General features: G+C 62.5%; 21 protein-coding genes and 1 pseudogene. 11 read left to right on the top strand and 11 right to left on the bottom strand.

What is annotated here, in order from left to right:
* The first annotated feature begins 33 nt into the window (after positions 1-33).
* Positions 34-1,431 (top strand): M20 family metallopeptidase, encoded by a 1,398-nt coding sequence (locus tag J6524_RS34860; RefSeq protein ID WP_225678435.1) that lies wholly within the window; start codon positions 34-36, stop codon positions 1,429-1,431.
* Positions 1,432-1,433: 2 nt separating this feature from the next.
* Here J6524_RS34860 and J6524_RS34855 read toward each other — a convergent pair whose 3' ends face one another.
* The 5 genes from J6524_RS34855 to J6524_RS34835 all read right to left on the bottom strand — a co-directional run bounded on the left by J6524_RS34855 (position 1,434) and on the right by J6524_RS34835 (position 7,546).
* Complete coding sequence (locus tag J6524_RS34855) at positions 1,434-2,771, bottom strand: adenylate/guanylate cyclase domain-containing protein (protein WP_225678434.1); 1,338 nt, start codon at positions 2,769-2,771, stop codon at positions 1,434-1,436.
* A gap of 107 nt (positions 2,772-2,878) precedes the next feature.
* Positions 2,879-4,387, bottom strand: coding sequence for a tripartite tricarboxylate transporter permease (locus J6524_RS34850; protein ID WP_225678433.1), 1,509 nt, complete (start codon positions 4,385-4,387; stop codon positions 2,879-2,881).
* A gap of 7 nt (positions 4,388-4,394) precedes the next feature.
* Positions 4,395-4,880: a tripartite tricarboxylate transporter TctB family protein gene (locus tag J6524_RS34845; RefSeq protein ID WP_225678432.1), complete on the bottom strand. Its 486-nt coding sequence runs from the start codon at positions 4,878-4,880 to the stop codon at positions 4,395-4,397.
* Positions 4,881-5,044: 164 nt separating this feature from the next.
* Positions 5,045-6,016, bottom strand: coding sequence for a Bug family tripartite tricarboxylate transporter substrate binding protein (locus J6524_RS34840; protein WP_225678431.1), 972 nt, complete (start codon positions 6,014-6,016; stop codon positions 5,045-5,047).
* Positions 6,017-6,283: 267 nt separating this feature from the next.
* A complete protein-coding gene (locus tag J6524_RS34835) occupies positions 6,284-7,546 on the bottom strand; it encodes an FAD-dependent oxidoreductase (protein WP_225678430.1) in 1,263 nt (420 codons plus the stop codon).
* Between the two features lie 415 nt (positions 7,547-7,961).
* On the opposite strand from J6524_RS34835, the gene J6524_RS34830 reads away from it, so the two are divergent.
* The 7 genes from J6524_RS34830 to J6524_RS34800 all read left to right on the top strand — a co-directional run bounded on the left by J6524_RS34830 (position 7,962) and on the right by J6524_RS34800 (position 13,970).
* Positions 7,962-8,930: a LysR family transcriptional regulator gene (locus J6524_RS34830; RefSeq protein WP_225678429.1), complete on the top strand. Its 969-nt coding sequence runs from the start codon at positions 7,962-7,964 to the stop codon at positions 8,928-8,930.
* 103 nt (positions 8,931-9,033) lie between these two features.
* Positions 9,034-9,885: an amino acid ABC transporter substrate-binding protein gene (locus J6524_RS34825; RefSeq protein ID WP_225678441.1), complete on the top strand. Its 852-nt coding sequence runs from the start codon at positions 9,034-9,036 to the stop codon at positions 9,883-9,885.
* A gap of 145 nt (positions 9,886-10,030) precedes the next feature.
* Positions 10,031-10,762 (top strand): amino acid ABC transporter permease, encoded by a 732-nt coding sequence (locus J6524_RS34820; protein WP_225678428.1) that lies wholly within the window; start codon positions 10,031-10,033, stop codon positions 10,760-10,762.
* A gap of 2 nt (positions 10,763-10,764) precedes the next feature.
* Positions 10,765-11,457 (top strand): amino acid ABC transporter permease, encoded by a 693-nt coding sequence (locus J6524_RS34815; protein WP_225678427.1) that lies wholly within the window; start codon positions 10,765-10,767, stop codon positions 11,455-11,457.
* A gap of 6 nt (positions 11,458-11,463) precedes the next feature.
* Positions 11,464-12,195: an amino acid ABC transporter ATP-binding protein gene (locus J6524_RS34810; RefSeq protein WP_225678426.1), complete on the top strand. Its 732-nt coding sequence runs from the start codon at positions 11,464-11,466 to the stop codon at positions 12,193-12,195.
* Between the two features lie 118 nt (positions 12,196-12,313).
* Complete coding sequence (locus J6524_RS34805; protein ID WP_225678425.1) at positions 12,314-13,171, top strand: D-amino-acid transaminase; 858 nt, start codon at positions 12,314-12,316, stop codon at positions 13,169-13,171.
* 64 nt (positions 13,172-13,235) lie between these two features.
* The gene (locus tag J6524_RS34800; RefSeq protein ID WP_225678424.1) at positions 13,236-13,970 is read left to right on the top strand and encodes a helix-turn-helix transcriptional regulator; all 735 of its coding nucleotides are present in this window, start codon (positions 13,236-13,238) and stop codon (positions 13,968-13,970) included.
* A 6-nt stretch (positions 13,971-13,976) separates the two neighbouring features.
* Here the strand turns inward: J6524_RS34800 and iaaH are convergent, their stop codons facing one another.
* The 3 genes from iaaH to J6524_RS34785 form a co-directional block, all read right to left on the bottom strand.
* On the bottom strand, positions 13,977-15,401 hold the full coding sequence (iaaH, locus tag J6524_RS34795) for an indoleacetamide hydrolase (protein WP_225678440.1): 1,425 nt from the start codon (positions 15,399-15,401) through the stop codon (positions 13,977-13,979).
* A gap of 226 nt (positions 15,402-15,627) precedes the next feature.
* The gene (locus J6524_RS34790; protein ID WP_225678423.1) at positions 15,628-16,995 is read right to left on the bottom strand and encodes an LLM class flavin-dependent oxidoreductase; all 1,368 of its coding nucleotides are present in this window, start codon (positions 16,993-16,995) and stop codon (positions 15,628-15,630) included.
* 75 nt (positions 16,996-17,070) lie between these two features.
* A complete protein-coding gene (locus J6524_RS34785; RefSeq protein ID WP_225678422.1) occupies positions 17,071-18,072 on the bottom strand; it encodes an Ldh family oxidoreductase in 1,002 nt (333 codons plus the stop codon).
* A gap of 380 nt (positions 18,073-18,452) precedes the next feature.
* Between J6524_RS34785 and J6524_RS34780 the strand changes: the two genes are divergently transcribed.
* A complete protein-coding gene (locus tag J6524_RS34780; protein ID WP_225678421.1) occupies positions 18,453-22,541 on the top strand; it encodes a sensor domain-containing phosphodiesterase in 4,089 nt (1,362 codons plus the stop codon).
* Here the strand turns inward: J6524_RS34780 and J6524_RS34775 are convergent.
* Together J6524_RS34775 and J6524_RS34770 are read right to left on the bottom strand one after the other, a co-directional pair.
* Positions 22,515-22,859: a hypothetical protein gene (locus tag J6524_RS34775; RefSeq protein ID WP_225678420.1), complete on the bottom strand. Its 345-nt coding sequence runs from the start codon at positions 22,857-22,859 to the stop codon at positions 22,515-22,517. The genes J6524_RS34780 and J6524_RS34775 overlap by 27 nt on opposite strands.
* Positions 22,860-22,919: 60 nt before the next feature.
* Positions 22,920-23,159 carry a DUF2171 domain-containing protein gene (locus J6524_RS34770; protein WP_225678419.1) on the bottom strand — a complete coding sequence of 80 codons (240 nt, stop codon included), beginning with the start codon at positions 23,157-23,159 and terminating at the stop codon, positions 22,920-22,922.
* Between the two features lie 194 nt (positions 23,160-23,353).
* Here J6524_RS34770 and J6524_RS34765 point away from each other — a divergent pair, with 194 nt between their 5' ends.
* Complete coding sequence (locus tag J6524_RS34765; RefSeq protein WP_225678418.1) at positions 23,354-23,956, top strand: 3-keto-disaccharide hydrolase; 603 nt, start codon at positions 23,354-23,356, stop codon at positions 23,954-23,956.
* 93 nt (positions 23,957-24,049) lie between these two features.
* On the opposite strand, the pseudogene galE reads toward J6524_RS34765, so the two are convergent.
* Positions 24,050-25,060, bottom strand: a pseudogene (gene galE, locus J6524_RS34760) (UDP-glucose 4-epimerase GalE).
* A gap of 478 nt (positions 25,061-25,538) precedes the next feature.
* Between galE and J6524_RS34755 the strand changes: the two are divergent.
* The gene (locus J6524_RS34755) at positions 25,539-25,730 is read left to right on the top strand and encodes a hypothetical protein (RefSeq protein ID WP_225678417.1); all 192 of its coding nucleotides are present in this window, start codon (positions 25,539-25,541) and stop codon (positions 25,728-25,730) included.
* The last annotated feature ends 31 nt before the right edge of the window (positions 25,731-25,761 follow it).

The following is a 25,761-nucleotide window of genomic DNA, read 5'->3' as shown; positions in this document are numbered from 1 at the left end:
CGGCTCCTGTGAGTGAACGAAGGAAGAGAAAATATGGCTGATAGAGCCGACGCGATCGCGCGGGTACGCGAGCATCTTCATTCCGGCGCGTTTATCGCCGAGCTCGGCCGCAGGGTCGGTTACCGGACCGAAAGCCAGAATCCCGGCCGCAGCGAGGCGCTCCGTGCCTATCTCGTCGAGGACCTGCAGCCCGCTTTCGCCGCGCTCGATTTCTCCACGCGCCTGATCGAATCGCCGACCGGCAGGGGACCTTATCTGCTGGCGGATTATCGAGAGGATGCCTCGCTGCCGACCGTGCTCACTTATGGCCATGGTGACGTCGTCGACGGCATGGAAGGCGAATGGCGCGACAATCTCGATCCCTGGAAGACCACGACCAAAGGCGATCGCGTCTATGGTCGCGGTACCGCCGACAACAAGGGCCAGCACAGCATCAATCTCGCGGCTCTCCGCGCCGTGCGCGAAGCCCGTGGCGGCAAGCTTGGCTTCAACGCCAAGTTCATCATCGAGACTGGCGAGGAGATCGGCTCGCCCGATCTGCGGCAGGTTTGCGAAGCCCATCGCGAGGAGCTCAAGGCCGACCTGTTCCTGGCGTCCGACGGACCGCGTCTGTCCGCCGAGCGGCCGACCATCTTTCTCGGCTGCCGCGGCGGCAACCGTATCCATCTCGACGTTAATTTGCGTGAAGGCGGGCACCATTCGGGCAATTGGGGTGGCGTGCTCGCCAATCCCGCGACAATCCTTTGCAACGCCATCGCGTGCCTGGTCGATGGCAAGGGCCGGATGAAGCTCGACGCCCTCAAGCCGCCGCGGATTTCGAATGCCGTCCGCGCGGCGCTCGCGGATGTGAAGATCGAGCCGACCGCGGACGAGCCGGCGCTAGCGCCCGATTGGGGCGAGGAGGGATTGTCGCCGGCCGAGCGGCTGTTCGCCTGGAACACGCTGGAAGTGCTGGCGATGTCATCGGGCAATATCGAGAAGCCTGCGAACGCCATTCCGGGGCATGCCAACGCGGTGCTGCAGCTTCGCTTCGTCGTCGGCACCAGATATGAAGAAGTCGTCGACGCCGTGCGCGCGCATCTGCATGCCAACGGCTTTCCGATGGTGCAGGTGAGCGGCACGCAGCGCTTCGCCGCCTCGCGCACCGATGTCGACAGTCCCTGGGTGAGCTGGACCGCGAACTCGATCCTGAGGACCACCGGCAAGCCGCCGGCGATCCTGCCGAACTTCGGCGGCTCCTTGCCCAATGATGTGTTCGCCGAAGGGCTGGGCCTGCCGACGATCTGGGTGCCGCATTCCTATCCCGGCTGCTCGCAGCACGCGCCGGACGAGCACATTCTACTGCCGGTGACGGAGGAAGCGCTCGCCATCATGGCCGGTCTGTTCTGGGATCTCGGCGAGATGCGGGGCAGACCGCTGAACTCTGCTTGAGATCATTGGCTGGCGGCAAAGAGTTCCCATCGGCCGGGGAGACCCTTGAGTTCATACGAACCACGAGTGCCGAACTTCAGACCCGCGCCAGCGACCAGATCGGTGACGACCCTCGATACCAGCACCTCGTTCGCGGCGGATTGTGCCAATACGCGAGCCGCAGCATGAACGGCTATGCCGCCGATATCCTCGCCCCTGAGTTCAATCTCGCCGGTATGAAGGCCGGCGCGCAGCGGAAGACCGATCTGCTGGGCTGCTGCGCTGAATGCTAGGGCGCATCGAATGGCACGGCCTGGTCCATCGAAGATGGCCAGCACGCCGTCACCGGTGCTCTTCACCAGGGAGCCGCGGTGCTTACTGATCAATCGCTGCGCCAGCTGGTCATGATGATCGAGGAGGGCGCGCCACCGCTGATCACCCATTTCGGCGGCCCTGCGCGTCGAATCTACGATGTCCGTGAACATCACGGTAGCCAGTATGCGCTCCAATTCCACGGTATCGCCGTCGCGGTGTCCCGTGATGAACTCCTCGATGTCGCCTAGCAGTGTATCTGTATCGCCCGTCCAGAAAGCGTGGTCGCCGCCGGGATATTCGATATATTTGGCGTTCGGGATCTGCTTGGCCAACTTGCGTCCAAGCGCAACTGGCACGACGGCGTCGGATTTGCGGTGCAGCACCAGGGTCGGGACCTGCACCGTCGGCAGAATCGAGGTTACGTCGATCTGGCTGTTCAGCAATTGGATCGTCTTCAATGCGCCCGGACTGCTTGCCAACCGCTCGAACTTGCCCATCAACGCCACTGCATTCTGATCTTGCGCCTGGCTTGGCATGACCGTTTTCATCAGGTCGCCGTTACCCCAACTTCTCACCCGCTGGGTCAAATAGGCTTCCACCTTTTCCTGAGTAACGCCTGGCGGCACCAGGTCGGCAGCATTTGCAAACCCGCCAAACAGAATCAGATGCGAAACGCGTTCGGGATAGGTCGCCGCGAACAGGATGCTCATCGGGCACCCTTCCGAGTGGCCCATCAGGATGGTGCGCTTGGAGCCGATCTCGTCCATGATGGCGCGCATATCGTCCATACGCTGCTCCAGGCTGGGAGCGCCGGCGATTCGGTCCGACAAGCCCTGTCCTCTCTTGTCGAATGTCACCACTCGCGCGAACTTCGAAAGACGTCGCAGGAAGGTCGTGTACCCGGCGAACTCGTGCGCAAATTCGATGTGAGAACAGAGGCCGGGAACGCCGATGATATCGACCGGTCCATCACCCAGGGTTTGGTAGGCGATGTTGACGTCACCGCTGAGCGCGTAACGCGTCTCGGGCATGGCAAAACCGGCCATCGCGGACCCCACGTCTGGATTCCTGTCCTCACGGACGGTCCATAATAACCGCTTGTCACGCGGTAGGGCAACGATCGGTCGATTGACGCCCATCTGTCGGGGGCGGCTTACGCCTCTTCATCCAGCGCGACCAGCTCGCGTTTCTTGGCGAGCGATGGCAGCAGCGGCGCGACCAGCAGTACCAGCGCGAACGTCAGGCAGACGGCCGAGATCGGACGTTCCACGAAGGTTATGAGATCGCCCTGCGACAGGATCAGCGACTTGCGCAGATTGTTCTCCAGCATCGGCCCCAGCACGAACGCCAGCACCAGTGGCGCGGGCTCGTAGCCGAGCTTGCGCATGAAATAGCCGATCACGCCGAACGCGATCATGACGTGGACGTCGAACACGTTGTTGCTGGAGCAATAGACGCCGATGATTGTGAACAGGATGATCAGCGGGAACAGGACGTTGTAGGGCAGCTTGAGCAGCTGAACCCACATCCCGATCATCGGCAAATTGAGCACGAGCAGCATCAGATTGCCGATATACATGCTGGCGACGATGCCCCAGAACAGGCCGGGGTTCTGCGTGATCATCAGCGGGCCGGGCTGCAGGCCATGGATGACGAAGGCGCCGAGCAACAGCGCCATTACCACATTCGGCGGAATGCCGAGCGTCATCAGCGGAATGAAGGCGCCGCCGGCAGCGGCGTTGTTGGCGGCTTCGGGACCTGCCACGCCCTCGATGGCACCATGTCCGAACCGCTCGGGCGTTTTGGACAGCCGCTTCTCGAGCGCGTACGAGGCGAACGACGAGATCACCGCGCCGCCTCCGGGCAGAATGCCGAGGAAAAACCCAAGGATCGTTCCGCGCGACATCGGACCGGTCGTGACTTTCCAGTCCTCCCTGCTTGGAAACAGGTGCGTGATCTTGGTGTTGATGATGTCGCGCTTGATGACCTGCTCGGTATTCAGCAGCACTTCAGCGACACCGAACAGGCCCATCACCACAGGGACGAGGCCGATGCCGTCGATCAGCTCCACCCGGCCGAAGGTCAGGCGCGGCTGCGCGGTGATGCTGTCGAGCCCGACCACGCCGAGCACGACGCCGACGCACGCCATCAACAGCGCCTTCGCCATTGAGCCCTGCGTCAGGAAGGTCAGGACGACGAGGCCAAGCACCATCAGGCTGAAATATTCCGCCGGTCCGAACGCGATCGCCACACTGGCGAGCTTCGGCGCCACCAGCATCAGCGCGATCAGCGCGAAGGTCCCGGCGAAGAACGAGCCGAACGCCGCGATGCCGAGCGCCGGACCGGCGCGGCCCTCCTTGGCCATCTGGTGGCCGTCGATACAGGTGACGACGGAAGCGGCCTCGCCGGGAATATTGACCAGGATCGATGTGGTGGAGCCGCCATACATCGAGCCGTAATAGATGCCGGCCATCATGATGATGCCGGATTCCGGGGTGCCCGACAGCGTAATTGGCAGCAAGAGCGACATCGCCGAGATTGGACCGATGCCGGGCAGCACGCCGACCAGCGTGCCGATGAAGACGCCGATGAAGCAGTAGATCAGATTGATGGGCTGAAGCGCGACGCCGAAGCCATGGGCGACATTAACGAGTGTATCCATGGTGCGATCAGCCGATTTCGAAAATGCCTGATGGCAACTGGATCAGCAGCAGGCGTTTGAGGATCCACCACATGCCAAGCGGAACGAGTACTGCAATCGGAATGGCCAGCGACCAGCGCACCGGATCGACCACGCGCAACAACAGCAACATCAGCGGAATGGAAGAGAGCAGAAAGCCGAGGGGGTTGAGCGCGAAGGAAAACGCGACGAGGCAGATGATGACGAGCAACGGCTTGGTCCAGCGCGTGCTCACCCAGCGCGAGCCGAAGGTCGGCCCGCCCTCTGTCAATGCGGAGATGATGATCGAAGTGGCGAACAAGCACATCAGGATACCGGCATAGAACAGCACGAAGCCGGCGCCGGGATCGTTGATGGTGCCGAGCTTGAGCTTGAGCCCGGACCAGATGACGTAGCCGCCGAAAGCAAGCCCGATCAGCCCGCCCCACAGTTCGGAATTGTTGAGGCGGAATTTGACGTGGCTGTCGTTACTCATCGATTACTCTTTCAGCCGTTCCCCGGACGCTGCGCAGCACGGAAGTGGTGCGCTGCAGAGCCGGGGTCCATAAATTTGCGGGCGTAGTGTTTGCGGACGCAGTGGGTCCCGGCTCCGCGGAGCAGCGCCAAGCGCGCTGCACCGCGTCCGGGACACGGCGGAGTTCAATTCGTCTTCTTCGCCAAACCGAGCCTGTCGACCACCTTACGCTCTGACTCGGTAACCTCGACGACGAACTTCTTGTAGTCTTCGGTATTCTTGTAGTTCGGCACCATGTCGAACTTGGCCAGCGTGGCGATCACAGCCGGATCTTCCAGCGCCTTCTTGAACGCGTCGTGCAGCTTGGCGACGATCTTCGGGTCCATGCCCTTCGGTCCGGCGATGCCGAACGGGGAGTCGTAGACCATGGGATAGCCGAGCTCCTTCAGCGTCGGCACATCAGGATAGTTCGGCGAGCGCGCCGAGGTCCATACCATCAACAGCCGCAGCTTGCCGGCATCGACGAGCGGCCGCCAGCCGGTCGAATCCGCCTGCAGCATGGTGTGCTGCCCCAGCACAGCGGCATTGGTTTCCGCGCCGCCCTTGAACGGCACCTGCGTCAGCTTGATGCCGGCCATCGATGCAATCTGCTCCATGCCGATATGCAGCGACGTGCCGGCGCCCGGTGTCGCATAGGTCACCTTGCCGGGATTCTGCTTGGCGTAATCGACGACGTCCTTCCACGTCTTGAAGGGCGACTCGGCGCTGGTGGTGACCCCGAACGTGTAGCCGGTGAGGTGGATGATATAGGTGAAGTCCTTGTCCGGATTCCACGAGACCTCCTGCATCAAGGGCAGGCGGAAGACGGTGATCGGAATTTGCGCGATGGTGTAGCCGTCGGGCTTGGCGCTTGCCGCCATGGTGGCCGGGCCGACCGTGCCGCTGCCGCCGGCCTTGTTGTCGATGACGATCGGCTGTCCTAGCACCTTGGACGCGCTTTCGGCGATCGCCCGCATCGAGATATCGGTCGAGCCGCCCGCCGGCCATGGGACGATCAGCGTGATCGGTTTGGTGGGATATTCCTGCGCGCCGGCGGCTGCCGATATCAGCATGCCGATGGCGGCGACAGCGATCGTCAAATGGCTGCGTCGCAACATTTCGTAACACTCCCCGTCGGCCCCCTTTTTTGGTGAGGCGCGTTTGTTTTCTTTCCCGGAGGCGATCTTCCCCGAAATCGCCGTAGAAGAAAAGCTTATTGACAAGCGGCGGCGCTGCAATCGGCTGGAATGGCATGTGCGACAATTGGCCTGACGCGGCCATCCCGAGAGACGGAATTTGCCTGCCGTGCATCACGACATGTTCGAAACAGCGCTATGGACCTGCCCGGGAGAGGTCGGTTCCATTCATTCGCAGTGTGGGTCGCGCTAGGCCGCGCGCCGCAGGGCAAAGGCGCTCGTTTCGCTGGTCGAGCGTTTGCGTTCGATCATGTCGGCCGTGAGCCGCGCGCTGCCGCAGGCCAGGGTCCAGCCGAGCATGCCGTGGCCCGAATTGATGAAGAGACCGTCGAGCGGCGACCAACCGATGATCGGCCGGCTGTCCGGCGTGGTTGGGCGCAGCCCGCACCATGGCGCTATGTCACCGGCCGCGTCGATCCCGAGCAGCTCGGCCGCGGCGCGTCGCAGAATGTCGACGCGCTGGCCATCGAGTGTCATGTCGTTTCTTTCAAGGTCGGCGATGCCAGCGATCCTGACCGCCGGTCGTCCATCCCGCGCGAGCGGAGCGAACACCAGCTTGCGCGCCATGTCGGTGACGCTGTGTCGAAGAATGCGCGCCCCCGCCGGCGGCGTAAGCGTGATGCTGTAGCCCTTGAGCGGATAGATCGGCAGATAAAAGCCGCATGCTCGCGCAAACGCGCCTGACGTCGCGCCCATGCATAGAACAAAATGGTCCGCCTGCACCTGTCCCTTGCCGGTATCGATGGCGACGAGCCGGCCGCCGGATCGTATCGGCCCGATAATGGGCGTATCGAGCAGCCACTCGACATTGCTTCGCTGTCTCAGGCGAATTGTCAGCGCTGCGCAGAACGCGGCGCAATCTCCGACCTGTTCGGAAGCAGTAAAGATACCGCCCGCGAGTTGCCCCGCATCAAGCTGGAGCGCCGGCTCCAGCGCGAGGCATTCGGCCGCGGTCAGAACCTGCTGATCGTGTTGCTTGCCGGTCGCGACGACGCTGCGGAATGCCGTCTTGAATTCGCGCGCCGAGCGGTAAATCACCAGCTTGCCGGCCGTCCGTAGCCCGAACGACAGGCCCAGGCTTTGCGTCAGTCGTGTCAGCTCACGCCGGCTCAAGGCGGCGAGCGCGAGCTGTGCCGCAACGGTCTCGCGCACAGCGCCCGGCCGGCAAGCGAGCAGGAATCGTATGCCCCAGGAGATAAGGGCCGGATCGAGGCCAGCGCGGATACGCATCGGGGCGTCAGGCGACAGCAATAGCGCCGGCAGCTTCTTGAGTGTTGCCGGCGACGCCAACGGCGCCACGAACGCGTAGGAGAGCTGGGCGCCGTTGGCGGCGCTGGCATCTTTCCCGGTCGAAGCATGCCGGTCGATGATGACGACGTCGTGCCCGGCTTCCGCGAGGCACCATGCGGTGGTCAGTCCGATGACGCCGGCGCCTAGTACACAGATTTTCATTTCAAGGTCTCGTTCTGGTGATCGCCCGATCGACGCGTGAGTCAGACCGGCCGAAGCATTGTCGCTCGCGAGGTTAGGCCGCCCCGAAGCCCGCTACTGATGCGAACTCTGCATGATGCAAAATTTGCATAGCCTTCCGGAGACGTGGCAGGCTAAGGAGAATGATCTTTCTTGGGCGAGGCGCGGGGGCTCAGATGATACGGCAAGGATTGACGGGAATGGCTGAAGCGGAGCCGGCGGCCCGCCATGATGCAAAGCTTGCATTGGTCATGCGAGAGGCCGATCCGCTAGCTTTGGCGGCATGGGGCTTCAGATTTCCTATCGAGAACCAACGCGGCACGGTATCCGCAATCCCGTGCGGTCCGAGGGCGGCCGCCGTCGCCCTACCGCGCCGGTCGCCTGCAGCGCGGGGGCCATGATGGAGCTGCGCTGGCTTCAGGATTTTCTGATGGTGGCCGAGACCGGCAATTTTACCCGTGCAGCAGAAAGACGAAACACGTCGCAGGCCGCGTTCAGCCGCCGCATCAAGTCGCTGGAGGCCTGGCTCGGTTTCGACCTGATCGACCGCAGCGTCTACCCGACGCAGCTCACGCCGCAGGGTGAGCGCTTCCGCGAGCATGCCGGCGAACTCCTGCGGCAGATGCTCGACAGCCGCGACGAACTGGGCGGCAAGCCGCTTCGCCGCAATGAACATATCCGCATTGCCCTGCCGTTCGCGATGGCAACCGCACGGCTGCCTCATTGGTGGCAGGCCTGGTCACAGGAGCGGCGGCTGAGCTGCTCGGTCGTCGTCGGCAACATCCACGATCTCGTGACCTCGCTGGTCTCGGACAATGTCGACCTGATGATCTGCTACCATCATGCCCAGCAGCCGATCCATCTCGATCCGGATCGCTACGAGCGCGTCACCCTCGGCACTGAATTGCTGCGGCCCTATGCCAGCGTGGGGCTGGTCGCCAAGGGCGGTGGATTGCTGCCCGGGCGGGCGTCGCATCCGGTGCCGCTTTTGATGTATTCGCCCGGCGTCTATTTCGCCCGGCTGGTCGATCTGATCCTGGAAGGCGCCCCGATTGTCGGCGTGCGGGTCATTGAAAGCGACATGTCCGATGTTTTATGCGGCATGGCGCTCGCTGGCCGGGGCGTCGCTTGGTTAACGGAGAGCACCGCGGCGGCGTCCGGCCGGAAGCGGTTAACTCCGATCGGCGGCGAGAAGTGGGCGCTGCCTTTATCCTTAGTAGCATTTCGCGATCGGACGAATAGCCAGCGGCCGCTAAATCTGTTTTGGTCCGAATTGTGCAGGTATAGTACCGGGCACGCCGGAGGCGGTCTTGCCAAAACAGGCTCGAGACCGCCGGCCAAACGGCCCGGCAAGTCGCTGAGTTAGGGTGGATGAGCAATCATCTGAAACCTTTGGAGGGAGAAGTTACGTGAAACATCGTCAGATTATCGGCTGTTTGCTCGCGGGTGCGCTGTGCACCACCCCGGCAATGGCCCAGGAACTCACCGGGACGCTGAAGAACGTCAAGGAAACCGGCGCCATCACGCTCGGCTATCGCGACTCGTCGATTCCGTTCTCCTATCTCGACGACAACCAGAAGCCGATCGGCTACGCTATGGACATCTGCTACAAGATCGTCGATGCCGTGAAGAAGGAGCTCAAGCTCGACAAGCTCGAGATCAAACTCAATCCAGTCACGTCCTCGACGCGCATCCCGCTGCTCGCCAACGGCACCATTGATCTCGAATGCGGCTCGACCACGAATAACGTCGAACGGCAGAAGCAGATTTCCTATACAAACACCCACTTTCTGACCGCAAGCCGCTACGTTTCAAAGAAGGCGAGCAAGATCAACTCGATCGACGATCTCAAGGGCAAGTCGGTGGTCTCCACCGCTGGCACCACCAACATCAAGCAGCTTACTGAGGCCAACGCCGCGCGCAGCCTCAACATCAACATCATTCCCGCCAAGGATCACGCCGAAGCGTTCCTGATGGTCGAGACCGACCGCGCGGTGGCGTTCGTGATGGATGACATCCTGCTGGCAAGCCTGGTGGCCGGCTCGAAGGCGCCGGGTGATTATGTGATCTCCAAGGATGCATTTTCCAAGCCCGAGCCTTACGGCATCATGCTGCGCAAGGACGATCCGGCCTTCAAGAAGGTGGTCGATGCTGCAACTACCGCGCTCTATACGGGCGGCGAGGGGCAGAAGATCTACGACAAGTGGTTCATGCAGAAGATTCCACCGAAGGGGCTGAACCTCAACGTGCCGATCAGCGCCGAGCTGAAGAACCAGTTTGCGAAGCCGTCGGACTCGCCGGATCCGGATTCGTATAAGTAAGCCAGAGCCTCATGGTGAGGAGCGCTGCTCCTCAGGATGAAGGCGAACAGCAATAGTCCGGCCATTTTGAAATGCAGAATGGCCGGACTTTTGCATAAGCGTTAGTGAACAAGGGCTTTACCGGCGCTTTCGGGCGGGGTGCTTCGTGAACTACAATTGGAACTGGCACATCTTCTTCGAGCCGAACCCGACGGGGTCGGGCACCTATCTCGACATGCTGGTGTCCGGACTATGGCTGACGATCAAGACGGCGCTGCTGGCTTGGATCATTGCGCTGATCTTCGGTACGGTCATCGGTATCCTGCGCTCGCTGCCGTCGAAGACGGCATCCTGGATCGGCTTCGCTTACGTCGAATTCTTCCGCAACATGCCGCTGCTGGTGCAGCTGTTTCTGTGGTTCTTCGTGCTGCCCGAGTTGCTGCCGCGTGCTGCCGGGCTCTGGCTGAAGCAGCTTCCGAATGCGCCGTTCTGGACGGCCGCGATCGGCGTCGGGCTGTTCATGTCGGCGCGCGTCGCCGTGCAGCTCGCCGCCGGCATTGCCTCGCTGCCGCGGGGCCAGAAGCAGGCCGCGACCGCGCTCGGGCTGACCTTGACGCAAGGCTATCGTTACGTGCTGCTGCCGATGGCGTTCCGCATCATCATGCCGCCGCTGACGTCCGAATTTCTCAATACCGTCAAGAACACCTCGGTGGCGATCACGATCGGTCTGATCGAGCTCACCGGCCAGGCGCGCGCGATGCAGGAATTTTCGTTCCAGGTGTTCGAAGCCTTCACCGCCGCGACCGTGATGTATCTTGCGATCAACATCATCGTCGTCACCGGCATGCGCTTCCTCGAACGCAGCCTGGCGATCCCCGGCTATATCACGGGGAAATGACGATGTTCGACAACCTCGATTTCGACGTCATCCGCCGCTCGCTGCCGTACCTCTTCCTCGACGGCATGAGTTTTACGCTGATGCTGACTGGCCTGTCCGCGCTGGGCGGGCTGATCTTCGGCACGCTGATCGCGCTGATGCGGCTGTCCGGCTACAAGCTGCTCGGCCGCATCGCCGGGCTCTATGTCGACTTCATGCGCTCGCTACCGCTGGTGCTGGTCATCTTCTGGTTCTATTTCCTGGTCCCCTATATCGGGCAGTGGCTGACCGGCGCGTCGCGGCCGATTCGGGTCGGCGCGTTCACCTCCTCGCTCGTTACCTTCATCATGTTCGAGGCGGCGTATTTCTCCGAGATCATGCGCGCCGGCATCCAGTCCATTTCCAAGGGGCAGCCGGCCGCCGCGAGCGCGCTCGGCCTTACCTACAGCCAGAGCATGCGCTACGTCGTGCTGCCGCAGGCCTTCCGCAACATGCTGCCGGTGCTGCTCACGCAGACCATCGTGCTGTTCCAGGACACTTCGCTAGTCTACGTGCTGTCGATCCCGGATTTCCTCGGCGCCGCCAGCAAGGTGGCGCAGCGTGACGGGCGCCTGGTCGAGATGTACCTGTTCGCCGCCGCGGTCTATTTCGTGATTTCCTGTGTTGCGTCCTATGGCGTCCGGCGCCTGCAGGCACGCATTGCTATCGTTCGGTGAGACCTCATGATCGAAATCAGCCACGTCAATAAATGGTACGGGCCGACCTTCCAGGTGCTGAAGGACTGCACCACCAGTGTCGCCAAGGGCGAGGTGGTCGTGGTTTGCGGCCCCTCGGGCTCGGGAAAGTCGACGCTGATCAAATGCGTCAACGCGCTGGAGCCGTTCCAGGAAGGCCAGATCATTCTCGACGGCATCAAGGTCAACGATCCCAAGACCGATCTGCCGAAGCTGCGTGCCCGCGTCGGCATGGTGTTCCAGCATTTCGAGCTGTTTCCGCATCTGCGCATCATCGACAATCTCTGCCTGGCCCAGGAGAAAGTATTGGGCCGCTCGCATGAGGAGGCCGTCGCCAAAGGTAACAAGCTGCTCGAGCGCGTCGGCTTGACGGTGCATGCGAATAAGTATCCGGCTGAACTGTCCGGCGGGCAGCAGCAGCGCGTCGCTATCGCGCGGGCGCTCGCGATGGACCCGATTGCGATGCTGTTCGATGAGCCGACCTCGGCGCTCGATCCGGAGATGATCAGCGAAGTGCTCGACGTCATGGTCGATCTTGCCCATGAAGGCATGACCATGATGGTGGTCACCCACGAAATGGGCTTTGCCAGCAAAGTCGCGCATCGCGTGATCTTCATGGATAAGGGCGAGATCGTCGAGGACGCGCAGAAGACCGACTTCTTCGGCAGCCCGCGCAGCGAACGCGCGCAGAAATTTTTGTCGAAGATTCTGTCGCATTGAGGTGCGTCGACCTATCCGCGTCATTGCGAGCGAAGCGAAGCAACGTCGCTTCACTCCTCGCAATGACGATTATCTATAACGTCCGCTGCAGCGGCTTCGCTACCCAGGAGACTCTACTTTGGAACAGATCGCCTACGTCAACGGCTCGTTTGTGCCCCTTTCAGAGGCGAAGGTCTCGATCCTCGATCGCGGCTTCCTGTTCGCCGACGGCATCTATGAAGTCGCCGCCGTACTCGATGGCAAGCTGATCGACAACGCCTCGCATCTGGCACGGCTGGAGCGCTCGGTCGGCGAAATCGAATTGGCGCTGCCGGAGACGATCGAACGCATCCAGGAGATCCAGAAGGAACTGGTCGCGCGCAACAATCTCGAGAACGGCATGGTCTATCTGGAAGTGACGCGCGGCGCCGATACCGGGCGCGACTTCGCCTTTCCCAAGGGCGTCAAGCCGACGCTGATCATGTTCACGACCTCAAAGGACATCATCAACGCGCCTTCGGCCAAGACCGGCATCAAGGTGATCACGGTGCCCGACCTGCGCTGGGCGCGGCGCGACATCAAGAGCGTGGCGCTGCTAGCGCAGGTGCTGGCCAAACAGGCAGCGGCGGAAGCGGGCGCCGGCGAGGCCTGGATGATCGAGGACGGCAAGGTCACCGAGGGCGGCTCGTCCTCGTGCTTCATTCTCACGCAGGACGATGTGATCGTGACGCGACAGAACGGCAGCGAGATCCTGCCCGGCTGCACCCGCAAGGCGGTAGTCGCGCTGGCCGAAGAGCGCCAACTCCGCGTCGAGGAGCGGGCGTTTTCAATCGAGGAGGCGCTAGCCGCCAAGGAAGCCTTCGTCACCAGCGCCAGCGTGTTTGTGCAGGCGGTGGTGTCGATCGACGGCAAGCAGGTCGCCGACGGCAAACCCGGCCCGATGACCAACCGCCTGCGCGAGATCTACATCGATTTCGCCAAGGCGACGGCGGTGTAACAGCGGAGCGGCCGCGGCGGCGACCCTGGTTCCCCTGATCGCCGTTCCCGGCTAGGATCGCGCCATGTATGTGAGCGCTTCCGAAAGCCGGGTGCTGGCGCGCATCTTCGGGCTGTTGTCCGAAGATCTCAGCGAGCGCGACGTGCGTGCGGCGGTCGGCCATCATTTGCTCGAACTCCTGCAAGCCGATCACTACGCCTCCTTCGTCTGGCAGGATGCGACCGGCCGCTTCGAGAATGCCGTATTCCTGAATATGGACCCGGCCAATATCGCGGCCTATGACCGCTATTATCAGCAGCACGATCCGATCACCCTAAAGCTTCAGGCGCGGCGTGAGGCGACGCTGGTCACGCAGGTGATGCCGCAGCGCGAGCTGATGCGGACGGAGTTCTTCAACGACTTTCTCGCCCGCGACGGACTGCATTGGGGCGTCAATGCCTACAGCTTCGTCGGCAGCCGCAATATCGGCGACGTCAGGATCTGGCGCGGCCGGCGGCGGGAGAATTTCGACGGCCATACGCTGGAGCTGTTGCGGCTGATCGAGCCGGCCTTCACCGGTGCGCTGGTCCGCGCGGCCGGCGGAGCGGCAGCCATCGCGGCGGATGGCTCGCCGATCCTGAAACTCTCGGTACGCGAGTTCGAGATCGCGCGGATGATATCGGACGATCTCAGCGACAAGGAGATCGCGCACCGGCTGCAGGTCGAAGTCTCGACCGTCCGCACCCATATCGAGCGTATCTTTGCCAAGCTCGGCGTCCGCCGCCGCAGCGGGGTCGCCAGCCTGTTCGCACGGCATTAGCTGCGGTTAGCGCGGCGGCGGCAACCGCCCGAATACCTTCTCCATCGCCATGCCGATCGCCAGCAACTTGCGATCGCTCCCTGCAGGGCCATCGAGTTCGAGACCGACCGGCAGCTTGCTCGATGCGCCCAGCGCAATCGGAAGCTGGATGCCGGGAATGCCGGCATTGCTGCCGGGATCGGTGTTCTGGATAAACAGCAGGAAATTGGCAAGGCTCGACGAGTCCGGATTGGAGGCAATGGCGACCTTCGGAACGGTCGGGAAGGCGATGGCGTCGAGTTTTTTCTTGGCGAAAGTATCGCGATAGAGCGCCTGCAGCGCCGGCCGGGCGGTCTTCATGGCGGCATCATAGGCCGGCTTGGCGTCGGTGACCGTGTTATTCGGCCCCGGCAGTTTGCGAGGAATGACGAGCCCGTCATAGGTGCCCTTCACGTCAGGACTTGCGATCTCCTTGGCAAGGTTCTCGATGCTGACGCCGGAGCCGCTCTTCTTGAGATAGCCGATCATGTCGTCATAGGCTTCATACAACGCGAGTGGAAATCCGACCTGACCATTAAGCTCGGCCAATTTCGGCATCTCGATATCGACGATCGTGACGCCGCTCGCTTTCAGCTTGTCCAGGGCGGCCTTGAACGCGGCCTCCGTATCGCCGTCGAGATTTGCCAGCATGGCCTTGTCGACGCCGATCCGGACCTTCTTCAGATCGGCCGGCGCAATCGCCCCGCCGCCGGCAATGATCCGGTCGAGCACGGCCACGTCGGCCATCGTGGATGCCATTGGGCCTGCGGTGTCGCGGGTGTGAGAGATCGGCGCGATGCCCCCTTGCGGATAGCGGCCGACGGTCGGGCGCAGCGCGGCACAGCCATTCACCGCGCAGGGCACCCTGACCGAGCCGCCGGTGTCGGTACCGAGGCCTGCGGTGACGATCCGCGCGCCGACCGCGGTACCCGTGCCCGATGACGAACCTCCGGCAATTTTCGTCGCGTCATAGGCGTTGCGCACGCCAGGCTCCGCGCCGGTCTTGAATCCGGCGTTGAAGCCGGAGATGCCGAAGGCAAGCTCGTGCATGTTGGTCTTGCCGATGATGATGGCGCCCGCGGCGCGCAGCTTTGCCGCCACCGGCGCATCCCTCTTCGGCACAAAATTCTTCAGCGCCGGCGTGCCGGCCGTAGAGGGAAGGCCGGCCACTTCGATATTGTCCTTGATCACGATCGGCACGCCGCCGAGCGGCTTGCACGATCCCTTCTTGCGGCTGGCATCGAACGCTTCGGCGGCCTTCATCGCGCCTGCCTCGTCCAGCGTGATGAAGGCGTTGAGATCGGTCTTCGCCTTGGCGCGCGCCAGCGCCGCCGAGGTCAGCGCCTTGCTAGTGATTTTGCCGGCGCAGAGATCGGCGGCGGCTTGCGTTGCGGTAAGCTGATCGAGGTCGATCGCCGGTTGGCCCGCCAGTGGAGACGTTGCGGCGAGCGCAAGGCCGGCAAGGGCCGAGCCGAGCAAGGTGGAGCTGCGAGCCATAATGATCCTCCGTGCGAATAAGACACCCGTCCGGATCAATTTTTACCTGCTGCCGGTTCTGGCGCCTGTCCTTATTTCTGAGGACGTTAGACCACAAACTTGCCGGCGGCGGTAAATTTGGGCCAACGGATGGTTCTTCCTCTTACTCGGCGGCGGCCTGCGGCCGGGTTTTCCAGGCGCCCGCGGCGGGACGCGGCAGCCCGAGGTTCTCGCGCAAGGTCTTGCCGGCATACTCTTGGTGAAAAAGCCCGCGGCGCTGCAATTCGGGCACGACATGCTTGACGAAATCGCCATAGGAGCCCGGCACGATGGTGGCCGCGATGACAAAGCCGTCGCAGCCGCGCTCGACGAACATCTCTTCCAGCTTGTCTGCGATCTCCTTCGGGCCGCCGACAATCGCATCCTGCACCTGGCCGCGCCCGGAGAAGTTGACGAAGTCGAGCGCTGAGGGATTGCTCTTGCCCGAATTCTTGAGCACGCCGTCGCGTATGCCGAGGATGCCCTGCATGCTCTTGAGCTCTTCCGTGGTCAGCGGCTCGTCGAGCGGTTTGGAGGCGAAGTCGTAGTTCAGCGCTTCCGCGAGCAGCGACAGCGCGTCGATCTGCAGCGGCAGCTTATTGATCAGCGCCATCTTGTCCTCAGCTTCCGCTTTGGTCGCACCGCAGATGGGCGTGGTGAGGTTGCAGAGGAACATCTGGTCAGGATCGCGCCCGGCCTTCGCCGCCTCGTTGCGCACGGCCGCATAGCCTTCCTTGGCGGCGGAGACGTTGCGGGCGGCGGTGAAGATTACCTCGCCCCATCGCCCAGCAAAGCGTTGGCCGCGGCCGGATGCGCCGGCCTGGATGATCACGGGATGGCCCTGTGCCGAGCGCGGCACGGTGAAGGGCCCGCGCGACTTGAAGAACCGCCCGTTGTGATCGAGCCGCTTCACTTTGCAAGGATCGGCGAAGCGTCCGCTCTTCTTGTCCATGATCAGCGAGCCGTCTTCCCAGCTGTCCCAATGGCCGAGTACGACTTCCATGAACTCGTCGGCGCGGTCGTAGCGGAAGTCATGTTCGAGATGGGCGTCCTTGCCCATGTTCTGCGCCTCGCCGTCATTGAGTGAGGTGACGACGTTCCAGCCGGCGCGCCCGCCCGACATCAGATCGAGGGTGGCGAAGCGGCGCGCGACGTCGAATGGCTCGTAATAGGTGGTCGAACAGGTCGACCCCAGCCCGAGCCTCTCGGTGACCATGCCCATCGTCGTTAGCACGATCAGCGGGTCCATCTTCACGCAGCGGATGCCGTATTCGACGGTGTGGGCGTGGTCGTTGCCGTAGCGGTCGGGCATCGCGAGGCGATCGTCGAAGAACGCCATGTGGAACTTGCCGGCCTCGAGAATCCGGGCGATCTCCTGGTAGTAGTCGGCCGACATCGAATCGTCGCGCGATTCCGGATGCCGCCACGAACTCGGCAGATTGGTGCAGTTCTGCGCTTGCAAGAATCCAACCAGCACCATTTGCCGTGTCATGCCGTTCCCCTTGTGCGCGCCGGTTTCATTTCAGATCTAGCTCGGCGGTGAGCTTGTAGTCGGTGGCCAATGCCTTCAGCCTCTCCCAGGTCGCGTCCTCGACCTCGATGCCGTCGCGCCGGCGCTGCTGCTCGCGCATGTGTTCGACCTCGCCGGGATAGAACACGCCGGGTGAGCCTTCCGACGGCGGGGTCGATTTCGATAGCGCGCGAACTCGCCCACCTCCTTCTCAAAATTTTTGAGCGGACGGAACGCGGCGACATTGAACACCGCCATAAAGCATCCGTCATTGTGACGGCCGGTCGGCTCGACGCCGAAGCCGAGCCCCGTGAGCAGGCCGCAGAGCACCTCGACCATCGCGGCGAGCCCGCTTCCCTTGTAGCCCTCGCTGCCGCCAAGCGGCAGCAGCGCGCCGCCCTTGCGATATTGCGTGGGATCGGTGGTGTGCCGTCCCTCGGCGTCGATGATCCAGCCCAGTGGAATCTGCTCGCCGCGTGCGACCGACAGCGCGATCTTGCCGGCCGCGACGGCGGAGGTCGCCATGTCCAGGTAGAACGGCGCCTCGAGATCCGATGGCACCGCAATCGAGATCGGGTTGGTGCCGAGCCTTGCCTCGCGGCCGCCGAACGGCGCGACGTGCTTCGGCGAGCGGCCGGAATCGGCGGCGGCAATCCCGATCATGCCCGCGCGCATCGCCATCAGCGGATAGGCTGCGAGCCGCCCGACATGGCTCTGCCGGAATACGGTGCAGGCGGCGACATTGGCGGTCTTCGCCTTTTCGATCGTCAGCGCCATTGCCTTGGCGTTGACGTGAAAGCCAAAACCCCAATGGCCGTCGATCACGGTCGTGGTCGGCGACTCCTGGACGATCGTCCATTTCGCGCCGGGCACGATATGGCCGGCCTTGATGCGGTCGATATAGGTCGGGATCGCGATCACGCCGTGCGAATCGTGGCCGGCAAGGTTGGCATCGACACAGCCGACTGCGACGGCGCGGGCCTCTTCCTCCGACGCACCGGCGGCTTTGAGCAGGGCGATGCCAATACGCGTGAGACGGTCGGCCTGGACCATCGGCATGGGAATTTCCTTGCCCTGGAACGCCCGCGCGGATGGCGGGTCTTGCTTGCTGGCGGCATGCTCTCAAAGCAGCGGCGGCAGGGCAAGCGTGGAAATATCTTGTTAGCCATGCCGCCAGTACGGCTCTAGCGCGTCCGGAATTTCGTCCTGCTGAATCCCGAAAGCTGTCTCCGGTGAACCCGCCTCTGGGCCACAGGGAGCCGGCGGTATGGCTGACAAATCGTAAAAGTACCGTAGTTCTCCCGATCAGCGTCGTTTGACGTTGGTCCGACATTTACTCTGACTCGCAAACTCGGATCGCCAATAACGAGCATTTAGGCCCTCTACACGCATAAAATCCGCGAGGGGCAGCCCGGCGCTGCCGGCAGGGAGTGGGGACGGTGAATACCGACATCGCGCGCACACTCGCGGCGTTGAATGCGACCAACGAAGCGATTCTGTACGCCAAATCACCGGAAGAGCTATACGCGAAGGTCTGCGAAGCGGCGTTCTCGGTCGGCGACTTCCTGGCCGTGGCGGTCTTCCTGCTCGAGCCGGAAACCAATCTCCTTCGTTTTGTCGCCGGCTGCGGCGACGACGTTCCCCGCCTGCGCAGCATCGACATTTCGGTTCTAGCCGGTAAGCCCGAAGGTTCCGGCGTTGCCGGACAAGCGTTTCGTGATGGGCGCGTATGCGTCAGCAATGATTTCCTCAACGATGCGCGCTCGCTGGCGTGGCGTGCGGGCGCGAGGGCCAATCAGGTGGGTGCGGCTGCTGCGCTGCCGCTGCGCTGCAACGGCCAGAGCGTCGGCGTGCTCCTGGTTTCGCGGCGCGAGGCGCACTCGATCGACGGGCAGCTCGTCGCGATGCTGGAGCGCGTGTCGGCAAACATTTCCTTTGCACTCGACAATTTCGACCACGAGGCCGCGCGCAAGAACGGCGAGCGCACCCTGCGTCGCCTGAACCGGATGTTCGGCGCCATCAGCGCGACCAACGAAGCCATCCTTCGCGCCAAGACCGAACAGGAACTCTACCAGCGCGTCTGCGACGCCGCCGTGCATAGCGGCAAGTCCGCAGCCACGGTGGTCCTGATGGCGCAGCCGGACTCGATCTGGCTGAAGCCGGTCGCCGGCACGGGGGAAATCGTCGAACAGATCATGCGGGCGCCGTTCTCGATCGATGCCGACAATCCCTATGGCAAGGGCGTCTGCGGCAAGGCGTTCCGGACCCAGCAGCCATCAATCAACAACGACATCCTCAGTTCGACCCAAGGGCAGCCCTGGCATCAGACCGCGCGCGAAACCGGCGTCACGGCCTGCGTCGCGGTTCCCCTGATCAAGGCCGACGAGAGCGTCGGCGTGCTGTTGTTCTTTGTTGGAAAATTGTGGGCGGAGGATGAGGAGATCGTCGCCCTGATGGCGCGGATCGCGGAAAACGTCTCGTTCGCGCTGGACAATTTCGAGCGCGCCAATGAAAAGGCCAAAGCCGACTTGCAGAAGGAGCGACTGGCGCGCATGCTGGCGGCGCTCAGTGCGACCAACGAAGCGATTGTTCGCGCCACGTCGCGGACGGAGCTGTTCGAATTGGTCTGTGAAGCCGCCGCGAAGGGCGGCCGCTTCAACTCAACCAGCATCTTGCTGGCAGGACCCGACAGCGATGACATGGACATGGCTGCTGTCGCGGGTCCGACCGCGTACAACATGCGCCGAGTCAAGGTCTCGACCAATGCGGATCGCCCGGAAGGCCGCGGCCTTTGCGGCAACGCCTTCCGCTCCCGGAGAGCCTGCATCGGCAACGATCTGCGCGCCGATCCGCGTGGATCGGCATTCCATCAATTCATCCATAGCGACGGCGCCATGTCAGGCGCGGCATTTCCGCTGCTGGTTTCCGGCCAAGCGGTCGGTGTGATGTTCTTCATCTCTTCTGAGAAGAACACGTTCACGCCCGAATTTGCCGAACTATTGCAACGGCTCACAGATAACGTTTCGTTCGCAATCGAGAACTTCGACCGTGCCGACGAGAAGGCCAGAACCGAAAGTCAGAAAGAGCGCCTGACGCGGATGTTCGCTGCCTTGAGCAGAACCAACGAAGCCATCATGCGGGCCAAGTCGCGCATCGAGCTCTTTGACCTCGTGTGCGAAGCGGCGGCCGACGGCGGCAGGTTTACCTCGACCACGATTGCTTTGAAAGATCCCGCAAGCGATCTCCTCAGAATCGTGGCGGCCTCGGGGCCGGCCGCCGAGACAACGCGGCACGTCAGGTTGTCGACCGATGAAAACCGTCCGGAGGGACGGGGGCTCAGCGGCTCGGCGTTCCGAACCAGGCGTCCCTGCATCACAAATGATTATGTCACCGACCACCGCGTCGCCGCCTTCCAGGCCGTCGTAGGCAGCTATGGCGCACAGTCAGGCGCCGCGTTTCCGTTGCTGGTGCGTGACGAGCCGGTCGGCGTCATGATCTATATGTCCCTGGACAAGGACACCTTTACTCCCGAATTCGTCGAGCTGCTGCAGCGACTGGCCGACAACGTATCGTTCGCGCTGGAGAACTTCGATCGCGCCGACGACAAGGCGAGAACCGAAGTTCAGAAGGAGCGCCTGACCCGCATGCTGGCGGCGCTGAGCGCGACCAACGAGGCGATCATCCGTGCATCGTCGCGGCCGGAACTGTTCGAACTGGTGTGCGAAGCGGCGGCGAAGGGCGGCAGGTTTACATTGACCTCCATCGCGCTGATTAAGCCCGACAGCGCTTATCTCGAGGTCGTGGCCGCCGACGGTCCGACGGCCGACAGTGCCCGCCAGGCGAAGATATCAACCAATGAGGCGCACCCGGAGGGGCGTGGGCTGTGCGGTCAGGCGATACGTTCGCAGCGGGCCTGCATCATGAACGATTATCTCGCGGATGCGCGCGCCGCGGCATTTCACGGTACAGCGCGCACTAACGGCACGAATTCCGGCGCTTCATTCCCCTTGTTGACGCACGGGCAGGTCATCGGTGTGATGTCCTTCATGTCGCGCGAGAAGGATACGTTCACGCCGGAATTCGCCGAGCTGCTGCAGCGGCTCGTCAACAACGTATCCTTCGCGCTGGAGAATTTCGACCGGGCCGATGAAAAGACCAAGGCCGACGAACGGATCGAATATCTGGCGTCGCACGACAGCCTGACCAACCTGCCGAACCGGGAAATGTTCAACGGCCTGCTGCGCCGTGCGATCGATGCCGGCGCGCGCTACCAGCGTCAGTTTGCTTTGCTGTTTATCGACCTCGACAGGTTTAAGGTCATCAACGACTCGCTGGGACACGACGCCGGCGACATGCTGCTGGTGGAGATCGGCGGCAGGCTGCGCCGCGCATTGCGTTCGAGCGACGTGGTGGCGCGTCTCGGCGGCGACGAGTTCGTGGTTATTCTCGAGGAAACTGCCGAGCGCCACGAGGTCGAGCGTATCGCCGGCGAGCTTCTTTCGGTCCTGAGCCAGCCGCTACTGCTCAGCGGTCATGAATGCCATACCACCGCCTCGATCGGCATCGCGATGTATCCGTCTGATGGCACCGACATACAGACGCTGACCAAGAATGCCGACATGGCGATGTATCTCGCCAAGGAAGACGGCAAGAACGGCTTCCGCTTCTTCTCGACGGAGATCAAGACGCAGTCGATCGAGCGTCTGAAGCTGGAAAGCGCGCTGCGCCGCGCGCTGGAGCGGGATCAGTTCTCGCTGCACTATCAGCCCAAGATTGACATGGAGAGCCGCCAGATCACCGGCGTCGAGGCGCTGCTGCGCTGGGATCATCCCGAACTCGGCACGGTTTCGCCGGGGCAATTCATTCCGCTCGCCGAGGAAACCGGCCTGATCGTTCCGATCGGCCGCTGGGTGCTCAAGGAAGCCTGCGCGCAGAATATGGCCTGGCAGCGTCGCGGCCTGCGGCCGGTGACCATGGCGGTCAACCTGTCGCCGCGGCAATTCGCCGATGCGCATCTGTTGCACGATGTCGACGAGGCGCTGCTGGCGAGTGGCATGTCGCCGGTGCTGTTGCAGCTCGAAGTCACCGAAAGCATGGTGATGCGCAACGTCTCGCGCGCGATCAAGATCCTCGACGCGATCCAGAGCCGCGGCATTCGTCTTGCGATTGACGATTTCGGCACCGGCTATTCATCGATGTCGCTGATGAAACAGTTTCCGATCGATACCATCAAGATCGATCGCTCCTTCATTCGCGACCTGCCCGTCGATTCCGAAGACCAGGCCATTGCCCAGGCGATCATCAGCATGGGCAAGGCGCTTGGCATGACCATCATCGCGGAGGGTGTCGAGACCGTGGAGCAGGAGACCTTCCTGCGCGACCACGCCTGCGATGAAATGCAGGGCTTCCTCTTCTCCAAACCGCTACCTGCAAAGCAAATGGCCGATCTGCTTCGGGCCGAGCCGCATCTCGCTTCCCCGCCATTGCAGCCGGAAGCCGGCTCAGGGTTGAAAGGCGCTGTCGTCTGACGGTTGCGGATGCAGCTCGCGCTCGGGCTTGACGTCTAATCCTTCAGCCTTGCGAGGAAATTCGGATGGCCAGGGCAAGGATGTCTGTCCGCCGAAAGCCTTAAGGAAGATTTCCGCGCCTGCCGCATAGGTCGCCTGATAGGGCAGGCCGAGCGCGGCACACCATTCCGCCGGCAACGATTGCGGCGCGTTGCGCAGCTCCATCGCCGGTCCCCACCACCAGGCCGGGGCGGGCGATCGCTCCGCTTCGGGAACGGCACGCCAGCGGGCATATTCGCCGATTATGCGTTCAAATTGCAGTCGTGCCGCTGGATGCATCCCATCTCCTGACATCAGATCATAGCCGCATCCTGACCCGGCGCAATGCATGTCGGGCCGTTACTGGCGGCCATGCTCCCAGTGCGTGGTTACATCCGCGCCTGACCTATTGAGGTGAACATGCTGGTCGACGTGATCGACCCATGACACCGGAATGAAGTGGTGATGCTGGCCATCGGGTGAACTCTGCTTGGTCAGCTTGATCTTATCGGGCCCTTCCATGTGGTCGACCTTGCCGACCGTTTTCTTGTCCGACGAGATGACGTCCATATGCTCTCGGATCTGCGAGGCAACGTTCATGTTTCGCATCCTCTATGGTTGGAAACAAAAAAACGCTGCGCCGCCGAAATGGTTGCTAGGTGGTCATTCAACCGGCCAACAGCTTCGTGGACTCCATCGTACGACGCACCTGCAGCATGAAAAACGGATTTACGCCGTTCGTTGTGATGCTAGGTTGCCGCCAACCAAAAAGCAGCCACGGGAGGGTTACATTCATGAAGCGTTTGACGATACTTGCGGCCGGCCTGTTGCTGGGTGCAGCAGCCGTGCAATTTTCCAGCGTTGCGTCGGGTCAGAGCGGTGGTTGGGTGACGCTTCTCGACGGCACCAAGATGGGCGACTGGACCGAGGTCGGCAAAGCCAATTGGGCGATGAAGGACGGCGCCCTGGTGGCGGACAAGATCACGGAAGGTAAGGACCCCTCGTATCTCGTCAGCAAGGAATCCTACAAGGATTTCGAGATGAAGGTCGAGTTCTGGGCCGACGATGACGCCAACAGCGGAATTTTCATTCGCTGCGACCAGTCCGGTAAGATCGACGCCAAGATCTGCTACGAGGTCAACATCTTCGACAAACGGCCCGATCCGACCTACGGTACCGGCGCGATCGTCGACCTAGCCAAGGTCGACCCGATGCCGAAGGCGGGCGGCAAGTGGAATACCTACGAGATCACCGCCAAGGGGCCGCACCTCGTCGTCGTGTTTAACGGCCAGAAAACTGTCGACGTTCAGGATTCAAAACACGCCAGCGGGCCGTTCGCCCTGCAATATGGTTCCGGCGTGATCAAGTTTCGCAAAGTGCAGATCAAGCCGCTGTAAGGCCGCTGATCGCTTGCGCCGTACCTTGGACTCCCTCTCCCGCTTGCGGGGGAGGGCTGGGGTGGGGGTGCTTCCGCATCAAGGCCGTCAGAATTAGTCCCGATCAGGCACACCCGCCTTCAGCGGATGAGCCTTCCTGTGCCACGCCCAGGCGGTACGGATGATGGTCGCCAGATCCGAATGCACCGGGTGGAAGTTGAGCGTCTTGCGCGCAGCGGAGGGATCGGCGACCAGATAGGTCGGATCGCCGGCGCGACGCGGTTTGATCGCATGCGGCACTTCGCGCCCGGTCTCGGCTGCGATCGCCGCGAGAATTTCGCGCACCGAGAAGCCATTGCCGGTGCCGAGATTGAAGGCGCCGCCGGCATGACCGTCCAGCAGCATCTTGAGCGCCAGCACATGGGCTGTTGCGAGGTCGGCGACGTGAATGTAATCGCGGATCGCCGTTCCGTCTGGCGTGTCGTAGTCATCGCCGAACACCGCGAAGTCAGGCACATGTCCCTGCAGCGCCATCATGGCGCGTGGGATCAGGTGCGTCTCGATCTCGCGCATCTCGCCAATGCCGCCGGCGGGATCGGCGCCCGCGGCGTTGAAGTAGCGCAACGCGAACGAGCCGAAGCCGTAGGCTGCGCGATAATCGGTCAATACGCGCTCGATCATCCATTTCGAGGCGCCATAGGGATTGATCGGCGCGCAGGGGTAGTTTTCCGGCAGCGCCTTGTTGTCGGCATTGCCGTAGACCGCGCCGGTCTACGAAAACACCAGGCGATTGCAGCCGGCTGCGCGCATGCTCTCCAGCAGCGACAGCGTGCCAGCGAGGTTGTTGACGTAGTATTTCTGCGGATCGGCGACGGATTCGCCGACCAGGCTCGAGGCGGCGAAGTGCATGACAGCGACGATGTCGTGCTCGGCAAAGGTCCGCGCCAGCGTCACCTTGTCGGCGATGTCGCCGACGACGAGTTCACCCGCGACGAAGCTGCGGTGGCCAGTCGAAAGGTTGTCGTAGGTGATGGGCAGGTAGCCCGCCGCATCCAATGCCCTGCAGCAGTGCGAGCCGATATAGCCGGCACCGCCGGTGACGAGAATAGCTGGACGGCTGCTCATCTTTTCCATTTTCTGCCGAAGCCGCTCGATCGGCTTCCGTTCAGCAATAGTAGAGCGCGCGCGGATTGGTGGCCAGATAGCGCCAGACAAGCGCCGCGGTTCAAGCCAGATACGCCAGGCCGTTTCACGCGAGCAACCGCAGCAGCGTTCTCCGCTTCGTCCACCCCTAGCATGACGCCTGGCTACGATCTCGGGACGGAGACAACGGGAAGCCTTTAGGAGCGCGGCGATGACGGGAGGTCTTCAGCACATGGGATAAGACGTATTCCGAGCTTGCTGGGTAAGCCGTTGTCACACGAAGAGAATTGACGCGCTACGGCTGCAGTTCCGTAGCGATGCAAATCTGTCACACATGCTGGGATTGTGGGGACGTTCTCCCTGTGTTCGCGAGAGTTCATGATCGCCTGCGGGAGGCAGGCGTATGCTCCGCGCCGGGGCAGGGGTGAATGCTCTTTAGGTCTTCTTGGGGAGAGCCGACATGCCAGCCTACATCCATAATCACAATATCGAGCCGGGCTTCGTCATCTGTCCGAGTTGTGTGGGGCTCGAAATGTATGTGCGCGACGTCGAGCCGCATTGGAGCATGGCGAAGATCGATTTCACCTATGAATGCGCCGACTGCGGCGCCGAGGTGCGCCAGACCATCGTGAAGCCGCAGCTGCGGCATTAGCCACGAACCGCGGCTTCGCAGGGTGGGCAAC

The organism is Bradyrhizobium hereditatis, from assembly GCF_020329435.1.
GTDB classification, from domain to species: Bacteria; Pseudomonadota; Alphaproteobacteria; order Rhizobiales; family Xanthobacteraceae; genus Bradyrhizobium; species Bradyrhizobium hereditatis.
Note: the sequence above shows the minus strand (reverse complement) of the source record. Positions and strands in the feature narration are given on the sequence as shown.